The organism is Caballeronia ptereochthonis (assembly GCF_001545075.1).
In the GTDB taxonomy this organism is placed as follows: domain Bacteria; phylum Pseudomonadota; class Gammaproteobacteria; order Burkholderiales; family Burkholderiaceae; genus Caballeronia; species Caballeronia ptereochthonis.
On sequence record NZ_FCOB02000017.1, the window covers coordinates 51,862 to 64,717 of the forward strand.

Here is a 12,856-nt window from a genome sequence, read left to right on the forward strand (position 1 = left end):
GTTCGTGGTGGAATTTCAAGCGTTTGTCATTCGCATGTCACGCGGGCGCCGGCGCTCGCGTCGTGTTCGCCGAGCCAGGCCGCAATCGCGCCGCAGGTCCAGTCCGGGTCGTCGTGCGGCAGGTCGTGACCGGCCCACGGATGCACCGTGTGGGCCGCGCGCCATCGCGCCGCGACGCGCGCGGAGCATACCGGATCGACGAGCCGGTCGCCCGCCGACGAAAGCAGCAGCACAGGGCAAGGAGGCGCGGCGGCGCGTGCGCGAAAGCGCGCCGCCGCAGCGAGTTGTCGCATTGCATTGGCTGCGCTCGCGCCATGCGTGCGCCGCAGGTGCGCCCATTGCGCGATGTCCGCATCCGCCGTCTCGCCGCGATTGCATGTCAGGCGATGAATCAGCGCTTCGCATCGCTCGGGGCGCGTCCAGCTCATCGCGATGCGAGCCAGCATCGGCCATGCCGCCGGACGCAGGCGTTCATGCACGCGCGCGAACGGCCGCATGCTCGTGTTGATCAATACGAGCCGCTCGATCTCGTGAGGATGCCGCTCGGCCCACGCGGTCGCGACCATCGCGCCGAGCGACATCGCGAGCACGCGGCAAGGCAGGTGCACGCCCAGCGCGGCGGCGCGCGCGCGCACGAAGTCCATCATCGCGACGACGGACCGCGGCGCCTCGTGCGCACGCTCGGCGCCATTGCCCGGCAGATCGATGCACACGACTTGCCCGCCCGCTCCGACGAGCCCATGCGCGACGAACGCCGCCTCGAACTCGCCCCAGTGGCGCGTTTCGCGCGTGAGGCCGCGCAGCAGGATCCAGTGGCTCATCATTCGCCCGTGCGATGCCAGTGCTCCTGCGCGCGCAGCAGCACCTCCTCGCGGAATGCGCCGCTCGGCAGCCAGCGGCGCGACGAGTACGCGGCACGCGTGAGGAAATCGAAAAAATTCGGATGACGCCGCAGAACGCGCCGCGTGCGGTGCGCCTTGATCGGATTGAAGATGCCGAGGCGCGAGAACATCTGCATCGGGTTCTTGCGAATCCAGCGCCAGGAGCCGAGTTCGAGCGTCATCGGCAGGAAGATGTTGGGCGCGCGCGAGCGATCGTAGGCGAAGTCCCACAGATCGCCGTGCAGCAGGTATTGATGGCTCTGCGGCTCGAATGCATAGCCGTGGTGCGGATACGACTCCTCGAACATCGTCTTGAGGAGAAACATTTCCGGCAGATGCGCCATTTGCCGCTCGGTGCGCGCGTAGGGAAACCAGATGCTGTCGTCCCAGCCGAAGCCCGAATGACAGTCGAGCGCGAAGCTCAGGGGCCGCGACATCAACTCCTCCTCGGCGACCGCAAGAAGCGCCGCGCTCTCGGCTTCCATGCGGCCGTCGACGGGACCGCGATACCACGGCAGCCATGGCCCGATGCGCTGCCCGCCCGCGAGAAACGGCACGCGCCCTTCCGCGCTCTGCGGCGCGTTGCGCATCAGGTCGACGCCGTTCGGATTCGCGCGCGTGCGGGCGAACATTCCGCCGGGATTGACGATCGGCATGAAGATGAGACGGATCGCGCGCAACTGCTGATGCAGCGTCTCGTCCCATTCGAGGCGCCTCAGGAGCGCACGCATGTATTCGAGCACGAGCTGCGTGCCGATGCATTCGAGCCCATGCACGCCGCCGAAAAAACCGATGGCCGGCGCTTGCGGGTCCTCCGAGCCGATCGACGCGGTCAGAAGCGGAAACGAATGGCCCCGCGCGCGGATTTCACAGACCGTGCGCCACTCGAAGCGCGCGCCGCCCGCGATGCGGATCGCATTCAGCTCGTCCATCTCCGGAAAGCTGCTCGTCGTGACGACGCTCGAAGTGCTCATGGCGGCCTGTTGTCGTGTGCCTGTTTTGCGTGCCTGTGTGCTTGTAATCCCAGACTATGGGTCCGTCCTTCCGCTGCGTCCCGCTGGAAACGCGCCGGAACTCGCCGCCCGAAACAATCGAGTATACGGCTGATCGTCAGTACACGGCATGTCGATGTGAACTGATGCGCAACGGCGCGAGAGCGAAACGGCTTCTGCGCGTTTTCGTTCTGTCACCTAGAATGAGATGTCCGCCTTATGACCACTTTAGGCGGTGTGAGGTATTCGTCATGACATCCATTTCCCGCATCATTCTCGGCGCGCTGGCTCTGTGCTGCGCAGCCTCCGCGCTTGCGCAGCCGCAGGCGCCCGCCAACGATCCGAACGCGCCGAAGACGCGCGCGCAGGTCCGGCAGGAGTTCCTGCTGTGGCGCGCGGCCGGCTACGATCCCAACGACTGGCTGAACTACCCGGACAACGCGTTGCGCGCGAGCCGGATCGTCGCGCAACGGCAGGCTCAGGGCAATACCGCGGTGCACTGAGCCGCGCGCGCTCCCGGCCTTCGTCAGGCGTTTTCCGCGCGCGGCTTCTCGCCGCGCAGGATGCGCCGTGCGATGCTCCAGCGATGCACTTCCGATGGACCGTCGTAGATCCGGAACGCGCGCATGTCCGCGAAAATCCGCGCGACGACGGTTTCGTGCGTGACGCCCTGGCCGCCCAGCACCTGCACCGAGCGGTCGACGACCCGCCAGAGCGCCTCCGATGACACCACCTTCGCGATGCTCGACTCGTGCTTGCCGAGCACGCCCTGATCGAGCACCCACGCGCAGTGCCAGATGGCAAGCCGCGTGACGTGCAGATCCATTTCGTTGTCGGCGAGCATGAAGCCGACGCCCTCGTGCTCGCCCAGCGCCTTGCCGAATGCATGACGCCGCCGCGCGTGCGCCGTCGCGACATCGTGCGCGCGGCGCGCGGCGCCGAGCCAGCGCATGCAGTGCGTGAGGCGCGCGGGCGACAGACGCACCTGCGCGTAGCGGAAGCCCTCGCCCGGTTCGCCCAGCACGTTCTCGGCGGGCACGCGCAAGCCCTCGAATCGCACGACGCCGTGGCCGCCTGGAAAGCACGTGTCGAGCGCATCCATCGAGCGCTCGATCACGATGCCCGGGCTCGTCATGTCGGCGAGGAACATGGTGGCGGGACCATCGGCGAACTTCGCCATGATGATGCCGAACGCCGCGCCCTCCGCGCCCGTGATGAACCATTTGCGGCCGTCGATCACGTACTCGTCGCCGTCCTGCGCCGCGATGGTCTGCAGCATTGCGGGATCGGCGCCGGCGCCCGGCGGCGGCTCGGTCATGCAGAAGCACGAGCGGATTTCCCCCGCCGCGAGCGGGCGCAGCCAGCGCTCCTTCTGCTGCGGCGTGGCGATGGCTTCGAGCAGATGCATGTTGCCCTCGTCCGGCGCGGCGATGTTCAGCGCCACCGGACCGAGCGGCGAATAGCCGGCTTCCTCGAACAGAACCGCCTTGGCGACGTGATTGAGACCGAGGCCGCCGAACTCCGGCGACACATGGCTCGAGAGCAGCCCCGCCTTGCGGCCTTTCCCGATCAGTTCGGCGCGCAACGACTCGTTCGGGCCATGCGGCGTACAACGCGGATCGCGCTCGAGCGGCACGACTTCTTCGGCGATGAAAGCGCGCACGCGCGCCTGCAGTTCGGTCAACTCCGGGGACAGCGAAAAGTCCATCGGCAACTCTCCAGGGGAACGGGCGGTCGAGCCGCAAGCTTAACCGCGCGAACGCATTGCGCGCCAGTCGCGATTTCCCCGTGAGGGCTCATTCATCGTATTCGGTGTATTTGCGCGCGTCGCCCTTCACCTTGTGCGCCGGATACTTCGAGCGGTTCAGCGCCATCTTTTCGATCAGCGCGCGATGAAGATCGACGTCGAGCGCGTCCGCGAGCATCACGAGATACGCGAGCACGTCCGCCATCTCGTGACGGATCGCTCTCAGCTTCGCATCGTCGAGTTCGGTCTTGTCGCCCGTCGCAAGCCAAGTAAACGGCTCGAGCAACTCGCTCGCCTCGACCGAAAGCGCTGAGGCCAGATTCTTCGGCGAGTGGAACCGGCTCCAGTCCCGCTCGCGGACGAATTCGCGCAGCATGTCGCGCATCTGCGCGAGTTCGCCGCCGCTCTCCTGTTGATTCTGTTGCTCCATTCGCATCCTCTGACGTTTGGTCGCGTGTGCCTCGTAGCTTAACGCGGCGACTGCGCCTGCCTCGAATCGATCGCACCCGAGCCGCATCTGGCATGTGCGTCCGCGTCTCCATGAGGAAAACGCCGCGGGCATGGAGGCGCCGCTGCTGGACATCTTCGCGTCCGCGGGCGTCAGGTTCATTCAGGGAACGATGGAGCGCATCCAGGCCGAACGCAATCAGGTCGAAGTGCGCGGCGCCGACGGCTCGTATTCGGCCGTTCTGGCGACGGGCAGCCGCCTGTTCTGCCCGCAGATGCCGGGGCTCGCGCAGCACGCGTTCAGCGTGGATCAGGTGGACGAAGCCGCGGCGCTCGAGGCGCACATCAAGAATCTCGCGAGGTGAAGATGTCGGGCGCGCAGGCGAAGGAGCTGAAGACGCGCATCAACACCGAGTGGATCTATCCGCGCCGAACGCGGAGCGGGCCGAAGCGTTCGCGGCGGCGGACCCGCTGCGTATCGTCGTGGCGTAATGGCGCTCACGCCGCCGGATAAAGTCCCAGCGTGCGCGCGTGCAGGCGCGCGAGCCCGAGAAGCGCATCGGTGAACGGCGTCGGCACGCCGGTCATCGTGCCGAGCTCGCGCACCGAAGCGACGAGCGCGTCGAGCTCGACCGCCTTGCCCGCCTGCACGTCCTGCAGCATCGACGTCTTCATCGCGCCGAGCTTGAGCGTGACGGCGTGACGGTCTTCCGGCTCCTGCCCGATCGGAATGCCGAAGCGCGCGCCGATTTCCTTCGCTTCCCGCATCACGTTGGTCACGAAGCCGCGCACGAGATCGTCGCTCAGGATGCGGTCGGTGGTCGCGCCGGTGATCGCGCTGATGGGGTTCATCGTCATGTTGCCCCACAGCTTGAACCAGACGTCGCGTTGAATCTGCTGAGATAGCGTCGCGTCGAAGCCCGCTTTCGAAAACAGCGACACGAGCGATTCGGTGCGGGCGGTGGGCGCGCCCTTCGCCTCGCCGAGAATCAGACCCTTGCCCTGGTGATGGCGAATGACGCCCGGCGCTTCCACGAAGCAGCTCGCATGCACGACGCAGCCGACCGTCTGCGCAGCCGGTATCGCCGCGGCGATGCTGCCATGCGGATCGACCGACGAGAGGCGCTTGCCGGCGAACGGTTCGCCGAGACCGTCGCAGAACCACCACGGCACGCCGTTCATCGCGGTCAGCACCGTGGTCCCGGTGGAGAGCAGCGGCGCGATATGCGCGGCGACCGATTCCATTGCGGGCGCCTTGACCGCCACGACGACGAGATCCTGCACCCCGAGATCCGCCGGCGCGGCGCTGGCCGCGACCTTCACCGCATGAGCCGCATCCTTCTCGACGAGCCGCAGCCCCTGTTCCCTCAACACGTCGAGCGTGGCGCCGCGCGCGACGACGCTCACGTCGCAGCCCGCCTGCGCGAGCTTCACGCCGATCCAGCCGCCGATGGCGCCCGCGCCATATATGCATACTTTCATCGTCCTGATTCCTCGCTCCTGGCAATCAATCGTGTTGCCATTGTAAGAGCGGACCCGACCAGCGCTGCAAAATCAATGCGCGATACCGACGGCGAGTTTCGCGACCGTCAGCAGCGTGAGCCCGAACGCGCCCGCGAGCATCACGGCGATGACCGGCAGCAGCGGCAGCTTGATCTGCGCGAAATCGGCGTTGTGCGACGCGCGCCTGCGCACGCCGAAAAAGCTCCACAGCACGATGCGTATCATTTTCAAGAGGGTCATGACCGGCTCCTTCATTCATCTGAACGGGTTTTCTCACGCGTTCATGATGAGCGCCGGGCAACATGAAAAACAGCAGCAGTTACGACGTGTTCGGCGGTAGCAGAACGGCGGGTATCACCACTGCTACCGCAGAATTCATCGCATCTGCTGCTTGTCGGGATGCAGCCGCGCCTTCTATCGTTGACCTCTCTTCGACAGGCCGCCGCATCCATGTACCGATACACCGAGTTCGACAAATCTTTCGTCAAGAGCCGCGCCGCGCAATTCCGCGATCAGCTCCAACGCTGGCAGGATGGCCGCCTGAGCGAGGACGAGTTCCGGCCGCTGCGCCTGCAAAACGGCTGGTACGTGCAGCGTCACGCGCCGATGCTGCGCGTGGCCGTGCCATACGGCGAGCTGTCGAGCGCGCAGTTGCGGGTGCTTGCGCGCATCGCCCGCGAATACGACGATCCCCATCCCGATGTCTATCGCGCGGCAAGCGTTGCGCAAGGCAGGCTCGGCACCGAGCGCCTGCCGACGCATTGCGCGCACTTCACGACACGCACCAACGTCCAGTTCAACTGGATTCCGCTCAACAAGTCCGCCGACGTGATGGACCTGCTCGCCACCGTCGACATGCACGGCATTCAGACGAGCGGCAATTGCATCCGCAACATTTCCTGCGATGAACGCGCGGGCGTCGCGCCCGATGAAATCGCCGATCCGCGGCCGTTCGCGGAGATCATGCGGCAATGGACCACGCTGCATCCCGAGTTCGCGTTCCTGCCGCGCAAGTTCAAGATCGCGATTACAGGCGCGAGCGAGGATCGCGCGGCGACCGCATGGCATGACGTCGGCCTGCAGCTCGTGCGCAACGCGGCGGGAGAGCTCGGCTTTCGCGTGAGCGCCGGCGGCGGCATGGGACGCACGCCCGTCATCGCGACGCTCATGCGCGAGTTCCTGCCGTGGCCGCACATCATGAACTACCTCGAGGCGATCGTGCGCGTGTACAACCGCTACGGCCGCCGCGACAACAAGTACAAGGCGCGCATCAAGATCCTGATGAAGACGGAAGGACCGCGCTATATCGACGACGTGAACGAGGAGTTCCGGCAGATCGTCGAGCACGACGGCGCGCCGCATCTCATCTCCCAGGCGGAACTGGAGCGCGTGCGCGCGTCGTTCGTGCCGCCTGCGTTGCATGCGCATCGAAATGCCTTCGACGAAGCCGGGCTCGATGCGCAAGCCGCGCGTCATCCCCTCTTCGCGCGCTGGCTGCAACGCAACGTCGCGCCGCACAAGGACCCGGCGCTGCGCATCGTGACGTTGTCGTTCAAGCGTGTGCTGCAATCACCGGGCGATGCGACCGCGGACCAGCTCGAGATCGTCGCGGATCTCGCCGCCCGGTTTTCCGCGGGCGAAGCGCGCGTCACGCACACCCAGAACGTCGTGCTGCCCTGGGTGCGTGCGAGCGAACTGCTCACGCTATGGCAAGCCGCGCGCGATGCGGGCCTCGCCAGCGCGAACGTGCAGCTTCTTACCGACATGATCGCGTGCCCGGGCGGCGATTTCTGCGCGCTCGCCAATGCGCGTTCGCTGCCGATCGCGCAGGCCATCAGCGAGCGTTATCAGGATCTCGACGAGCTCGATGACATCGGCGAAATCGATCTGCATATCAGCGGCTGCATCAATTCGTGCGGACATCATCACAGCGGGCACATCGGCGTGCTCGGCGTCGACAAGGACGGACGCGAGTGGTATCAGATCACGCTCGGCGGCTCGGACGGCAGCGCGGCGAGCGGCGCGCCGCAGCCGGGCAAGGTGATCGGTCCGTCGTTCAGCGCGGCCGAAGTGCCCGACGTGATCGAGGCGATCCTCACGACCTATCGCGATACACGCGAGCGTCACGAGCGCTTCATCGAAACGGTGCGGCGCGTGGGCATCGATCCGTTCAAGGCCGCCGCCAACGCCGCGCGCACGAATGATGAGGTGACGGCATGAATGGCGTCGATCGCATGCGCATTCTCACGCAGGAGGATCAACACGCGGAAGCGAACGAACACGTCGCGCGCCTCGCCAACGACGACGATCCGCACTCGCTCAGGGATCGCCTGGCGACGCTCTCGCGCATCGAGCTTCACTTTCCGCATTTCACCGATGGCCGCGCCTACAGCCAGGCGTACTTGCTGCGCAGAAGGCTGGGCTTCAAGGGAGACTTGCGCGCGACCGGCGACGTGTTGATCGATCAGCTCGTGCAGATGGAGCGAACGGGATTCTCGAGCGCGGTATTGAAGGAAGGGGTGAACGCCGCCGACGCCGAACGGCAGTTCGCGCGTTTCTCGGGCTTCTATCAGGACGATCTGACCTCTCGCTGAGGCGGATTCGATCGAATGTAAGAGCACGCAAACGCTTTTCAAGAGCCGTGCCGCGAAAATAAATCGCCCTGAAAAAACAGGTCTTCGGTATTGAAACGATAGCCTTCGCACCTACCTTGGATGCAAGGACAGCGGCAACCCGCGCTGTCGTTTCAAATTCCTGCTGCCGGCCTTGCAGGCGTTCGCGGCTCTCGCAACGAACGTTCGCCTGATGGCCGCAACCATCGGAGACTCGACCATGAGTGAGTTTTATTTTAGCGGTGACATTTTCTCGGAGCTGGACCGCGTGCAACGGCAGATGTCCTCGCTCTTCGGCAATCTCCCCTCGAGCATCCGTTCGAGCCGCGCGGATGCATTTCCTCAACTGAATATCGGCAGCACCGACGACGCCATTCAGATCGTCGCGTTTGCCCCGGGCGTCGAGCCTTCGTCGCTCGATGTCACCGTCGACAAGGGCACGCTCACCATCAGCGGCGAGCGCCGTGCGCAACCGGCCGCTGAAGGCTCGCGCACTTACGCGAAAGAGCGGTTCGTGGGCAGCTTCCGCCGCGTGATCGAGCTGCCGCAGAACGCGGACACCGACAAGGTCGAAGCGCGCTATGAGAACGGCACGCTGTCCATCACCATCGGCAAGCGCGAAGCGTCCAAGCCGCGCGCCATCACCATTCAGTAATAGGGAACCCATCATGACCGATAACACGCAAATCGCCCCGCAAGACACGAGCGAAGTGGCGCGCAAGCGCGAAGACACGGTGCGCCGCCCGACGGTGACGCCCGCGGTCGATATCGTCGAGGATAGCCATGGCATCACGCTGTGGGCCGACCTGCCCGGCGTGCCGCGCGAGAAGCTCGATGTGAAGGTGCACGATGCGCGCCTCACCATCGAAGCCGAGGCGGACCTGCCGGTGCAGGGCGCGCTGCGCGTGCACCACGCCGAATTGCGCGCGCCGCGTTTCGCACGCGCCTTCACGGTGAGCGACGACTTCGACACCGCGAAGATCGATGCGAACCTCGCCAACGGCGTGCTCAAGCTGACCATTCCGCGGCGCGAGGAAGCGCGTCCGCGCCGCGTCGAAGTGCACGCGAGCTGAGCGTCCATCAAGGCTTGATCGCCAACCCGCCTCAATAAGCTTCAATTCGAAAGGCCGCGATTTTTCGCGGCTTTTTTTGCGCGCGCAACATCCGGCGACAGACCGCCAGCCACCATTCTTTTCGCGCTACAGCCCTGCCTCTATAATCGTCAGCGGCGGCCGCCGCCGCCCACGCTCATAAACTCATTAAAAGTAGGGACTATCGTGAAGAGGCTGTTGACGGTATTGTTGGGTTCGATGCTGACCGTGTCGATCGGGGTGCACGCCAAGGAGTGGTCCACTATCCGCTTCGGCGTCGATGCCAGCTATCCGCCTTTCGAATCAAAAGCGCCCGACGGCACGCTGGTCGGCTTCGACATCGATGTCGGCAACGAACTGTGCCGGCGCCTCAACGCCAAATGCGTGTGGGTCGAGAACGCCTTCGACGGCATGATTCCCGGGCTGAAATCGCGCAAGTTCGACGGCGTGCTCTCGACCATGTCGATGACGCCCGCGCGCGTCAAGCAGATCGCCTTCTCCAGCAAGCTCTTTCACGTGCCCACGCGCCTCGTCGCCAGGCGCGATTCGAACATCCAGCCGTCGGCGGAATCGCTCGCGGGCAAGACGGTCGGTGTCGAGCAAGGGTCGATGCAGGAGACGTATGCGAAAGTCCACTGGGGCGCGAAGGGCGTGAAGGTCGTGTCCTACGCCGATCAGGACCAGGTCTATGCGGACCTTCTTGCCGGCCGCCTCGATGCTTCGCTGCAAAACGCCGTGCAGGCCGAGCGCGGCTTTCTCGACACGCCGCGCGGCAAGCCCTACGGCTTCGCGGGCGGTGCGCTGGAAGACGGCGCGATCTTCGGGCCGGGCACCGCAATCGGCTTGCGCAAGGAAGACACCGACCTGAAGGAGAAGCTCGACGGCGCGATCGCCGCGATGATCAAGGACGGCACGTACAAGCGCATCGAACAGAAGTACTTCGACTTCGACATCTATGGCGAGTAAGTCCTGATCGAAAGGAGCGAACCATGACGCAGCCCGCGAACGATTCGCCCGACGTTCACCGCGCGGCCGTCGAAGGCTATACGGCCAACGCGGAAAGCTACGTGCGCGGGCGGCCCGACTATCCGCCTGAGCTTGCAGGCTGGCTCGTGGATGCGCTCGGGCTCGGGCCAGGCGCGAGCGTCGTCGATCTCGGCGCGGGTACGGGCAAGTTCACGCCGCGTCTCGTGCAGACCGGCGCGCGCGTCATCGCGGTCGAGCCCGTCGATTCGATGCGCGCGAGGCTTTCCGCCGCACTCCCCGATGTCCAGGCGCTCGCGGGCACGGCCCAATCGATACCGCTTGCGGATGCGTCGGTCGATGCCGTCGTTTGCGCACAGTCGTTTCACTGGTTTGGAAGCCGCGAGGCGCTCGATGAAATCCATCGCGTGTTGAAGCCGGGCGGCAGGCTCGGCCTCGTATGGAACATGCGCGATGCGCGCGTGCCGTGGGTCGCGAAGCTCGACGCCATCGTCAACCGAAACGAGGGCGACGCGCCGCGCTATTACACCGGCGCCTGGCGCAACGCGTTTCCGCATGAAGGCTTCGGCCCGCTCGTCGAGACGCGCTTTTCCGTCGGGCACACGGGATCGCCCGAAGACGTGATCGTGCATCGCGTGCGTTCGACGAGCTTCATCGCGGCCTTGCCCGGGGAAACGCGCGACGAGATCGACCGCGCCGTGCGCGCGCTGATCGATGACGAGCCCGAACTGCGCGGCAAGCGCGAAGTCACCGTGCCTTACGAGACCGCCGCGTTCACGGCAACCAGGCAATAAGGCGATAAGCCACGTCGGCGCGCAAACGAGCGGCCCGCCAAAGCCGACAGTAGAATGAACACGTCGCGGGCATTCTTTTTGCGCCCGAGGCGATGGAAGACAGCGGCCCTCGCAACAGAACGAGGCCGCGCACGAATGGAGATTCGATCCGCATGATGTGACCATGACCGGACGGCGGCCACGGTTCGCGCCGGCTGACGATGCGCCGTCCACTCTCGCAAGGAGAGTCCATGAAGGTGCTTGCCGTTCATCCCAGCGGCCTGATGTACACCCGCGTATTCCTTCGACTCGAGCCGCTCGGGCTCGAAACCGTGGCGGCGGCCGTGCGCCAGGCAGGCCACGAGGTCCGCCTGATCGACCTGCAGGTCGAAACGCACCGCGACCTCGACCGCGTCGTGCGCGACTGGCGTCCCGACGCGCTCTGCTTCTCCGGCAACTATCTCGCCAACATCCCCGAAATCATCGATCTTGCAAAAGCGGTGAAGAAACGTCTGCCGCATTGTTTCGTGTTCGTCGGCGGGCACAGCGCGTCGTTCACCGCGGGCGACATGCTGCGTCACGCGCAAGGTGCGATCGACTGCGTGCTGAAGGGCGAAGGCGAGGCATCGGTGAATGTGCTGCTGCACGCGGCCGCGACGAACGGCGACCTGCTCGCCGTGCCGGGCGCGGTGACGAGCGAAGGCTCGGGGCCGCCGCCGCGCTTCGTCGAGAGCCTCGACGATATCCTGCCCGCGCGCGATCTGCTGCGGCATCGCCGCAAGTACTTCATCGGCACGCTGGACCCGTGCGCGTCGATCGAATTCGCGCGCGGCTGTCCGTGGGACTGCACGTTCTGCAGCGCCTGGACCTTCTATGGCCGCAGCTACCGTTCACGCAGCGCGGAGGTCATCGCCGACGAACTCACGTCGATACGCGAGCCCGGCGTATTCATCGTCGACGATGTGGCCTTCGTGCATGCCGAACACGGCATGGCGATCGGCCGCGCGGTGGAGAAGCGCGGCATCCGCAAGAAGTACTACCTCGAAACGCGCGGCGACGTGCTCCTGCGCAACAAGGACGTGTTCCGTTTCTGGCGCGAGCTCGGCTTGCAGTATATGTTCATCGGCATGGAAGCAATCGATGCGGAAGGGCTGAAGGCGTTTCGCAAGCGCATCACGCTCGACAAGAACTTCGAGGCGCTGGCGTTCGCGCGTTCGCTCGGCATCACGGTGGCGATCAACCTCATCGCCGATCCCGAATGGGACCGGGAACGCTTCGAGACCGTGCGCCAATGGTGCCTGGAGATTCCGGAGATCGTGAACATCAGCGTGAACACGCCCTATCCCGGCACGGAGATCTGGCTGCGCGAACAGCGCCGCCTGACGAGTCTCGACTACCGGCTCTACGACATTCAGCACGCCGTCCTGCCGACCCGCCTGCCGTTGCCCGAGTTCTATGCTGAGCTCGTGCGCACGCAGCAGGTGCTCAATCGCAAGCACATGGGCTGGGCTGCGTTGCGCGGCGCCGCGGGTCAGGCAATGCAATTGCTGATGCACGGGCAGACGAATTTCATCCGCATGCTATGGCGGTTCAACTCGGTGTTCGATCCGCGCCTGCAATTGAGCGATCATGCGCGCGAGGTTCGTTACACGATGACGCCGCCGCCCGCTCCCGACGAGACCGCCAGTGTCAAGGCCGTCTACGTCCACGGGCCCGCGGGACGCAAGTCGCGCCGCATCGACGACGCGACGGAGAAGTTCGTCGACGAAACGAGAATGGGCGCCGACTAGCGCCTGATCGAACGCGCGGAACCCACCGGAAAGAGG

15 protein-coding genes are annotated in these 12,856 nt (G+C 65.4%); 9 read left to right on the forward strand and 6 right to left on the reverse strand.

Annotation, left to right across the window (positions count from 1 at the left end):
• Nucleotides 1-26: 26 nt before the first annotated feature.
• Both AWB83_RS18750 and AWB83_RS18755 read right to left on the reverse strand, forming a co-directional pair.
• Nucleotides 27-824: an alpha/beta fold hydrolase gene (locus AWB83_RS18750; RefSeq protein ID WP_374729124.1), complete on the reverse strand. Its 798-nt coding sequence runs from the start codon at nucleotides 822-824 to the stop codon at nucleotides 27-29.
• The gene (locus AWB83_RS18755) at nucleotides 821-1,813 is read right to left on the reverse strand and encodes a M14 family zinc carboxypeptidase (protein ID WP_208636773.1); all 993 of its coding nucleotides are present in this window, start codon (nucleotides 1,811-1,813) and stop codon (nucleotides 821-823) included. The genes AWB83_RS18750 and AWB83_RS18755 overlap by 4 nt, the downstream gene beginning before the upstream one ends.
• A 311-nt stretch (nucleotides 1,814-2,124) precedes the next feature.
• On the opposite strand from AWB83_RS18755, the gene AWB83_RS18760 reads away from it, so the two are divergent.
• Complete coding sequence (locus AWB83_RS18760) at nucleotides 2,125-2,376, forward strand: DUF4148 domain-containing protein (RefSeq protein WP_087047119.1); 252 nt, start codon at nucleotides 2,125-2,127, stop codon at nucleotides 2,374-2,376.
• A 23-nt stretch (nucleotides 2,377-2,399) separates the two neighbouring features.
• Here the strand turns inward: AWB83_RS18760 and AWB83_RS18765 are convergent, their stop codons facing one another.
• Both AWB83_RS18765 and AWB83_RS18770 read right to left on the reverse strand, forming a co-directional pair.
• Nucleotides 2,400-3,581: an acyl-CoA dehydrogenase family protein gene (locus AWB83_RS18765; protein WP_087047120.1), complete on the reverse strand. Its 1,182-nt coding sequence runs from the start codon at nucleotides 3,579-3,581 to the stop codon at nucleotides 2,400-2,402.
• Nucleotides 3,582-3,669: 88 nt separating this feature from the next.
• Nucleotides 3,670-4,050 carry a nucleotide pyrophosphohydrolase gene (locus AWB83_RS18770; protein WP_087047121.1) on the reverse strand — a complete coding sequence of 127 codons (381 nt, stop codon included), beginning with the start codon at nucleotides 4,048-4,050 and terminating at the stop codon, nucleotides 3,670-3,672.
• A gap of 94 nt (nucleotides 4,051-4,144) precedes the next feature.
• Between AWB83_RS18770 and AWB83_RS18775 the strand changes: the two genes are divergently transcribed.
• Nucleotides 4,145-4,432: an NAD(P)/FAD-dependent oxidoreductase gene (locus AWB83_RS18775; protein ID WP_244197794.1), complete on the forward strand. Its 288-nt coding sequence runs from the start codon at nucleotides 4,145-4,147 to the stop codon at nucleotides 4,430-4,432.
• A gap of 133 nt (nucleotides 4,433-4,565) precedes the next feature.
• Here AWB83_RS18775 and AWB83_RS18780 read toward each other — a convergent pair whose 3' ends face one another.
• Both AWB83_RS18780 and AWB83_RS18785 read right to left on the reverse strand, forming a co-directional pair.
• Nucleotides 4,566-5,549 (reverse strand): 2-dehydropantoate 2-reductase, encoded by a 984-nt coding sequence (locus tag AWB83_RS18780; protein ID WP_087047122.1) that lies wholly within the window; start codon nucleotides 5,547-5,549, stop codon nucleotides 4,566-4,568.
• A gap of 72 nt (nucleotides 5,550-5,621) precedes the next feature.
• Complete coding sequence (locus AWB83_RS18785; protein ID WP_087047222.1) at nucleotides 5,622-5,810, reverse strand: DUF2970 domain-containing protein; 189 nt, start codon at nucleotides 5,808-5,810, stop codon at nucleotides 5,622-5,624.
• Nucleotides 5,811-6,020: 210 nt separating this feature from the next.
• Here AWB83_RS18785 and AWB83_RS18790 point away from each other — a divergent pair, with 210 nt between their 5' ends.
• The 7 genes from AWB83_RS18790 (at nucleotide 6,021) to hpnR (ending at nucleotide 12,820) form a co-directional block, all read left to right on the forward strand.
• Entirely contained in the window at nucleotides 6,021-7,790 is a 1,770-nt protein-coding gene (locus tag AWB83_RS18790) for a nitrite/sulfite reductase (protein WP_087047123.1), read from the forward strand.
• Nucleotides 7,787-8,164 (forward strand): DUF934 domain-containing protein, encoded by a 378-nt coding sequence (locus tag AWB83_RS18795; protein WP_087047124.1) that lies wholly within the window; start codon nucleotides 7,787-7,789, stop codon nucleotides 8,162-8,164. Before AWB83_RS18790 ends, AWB83_RS18795 begins: the two co-directional genes overlap by 4 nt.
• A gap of 238 nt (nucleotides 8,165-8,402) precedes the next feature.
• Nucleotides 8,403-8,837, forward strand: coding sequence for an Hsp20/alpha crystallin family protein (locus AWB83_RS18800; RefSeq protein WP_087047223.1), 435 nt, complete (start codon nucleotides 8,403-8,405; stop codon nucleotides 8,835-8,837).
• A 13-nt stretch (nucleotides 8,838-8,850) separates the two neighbouring features.
• Nucleotides 8,851-9,255: an Hsp20/alpha crystallin family protein gene (locus AWB83_RS18805; protein WP_087047125.1), complete on the forward strand. Its 405-nt coding sequence runs from the start codon at nucleotides 8,851-8,853 to the stop codon at nucleotides 9,253-9,255.
• A gap of 204 nt (nucleotides 9,256-9,459) precedes the next feature.
• On the forward strand, nucleotides 9,460-10,239 hold the full coding sequence (locus AWB83_RS18810; RefSeq protein WP_087047126.1) for an ABC transporter substrate-binding protein: 780 nt from the start codon (nucleotides 9,460-9,462) through the stop codon (nucleotides 10,237-10,239).
• Between the two features lie 23 nt (nucleotides 10,240-10,262).
• A complete protein-coding gene (locus tag AWB83_RS18815) occupies nucleotides 10,263-11,051 on the forward strand; it encodes a class I SAM-dependent methyltransferase (protein ID WP_087047127.1) in 789 nt (262 codons plus the stop codon).
• Between the two features lie 230 nt (nucleotides 11,052-11,281).
• Nucleotides 11,282-12,820 (forward strand): hopanoid C-3 methylase HpnR, encoded by a 1,539-nt coding sequence (hpnR, locus tag AWB83_RS18820; protein WP_087047128.1) that lies wholly within the window; start codon nucleotides 11,282-11,284, stop codon nucleotides 12,818-12,820.
• Nucleotides 12,821-12,856 lie beyond the last annotated feature (36 nt).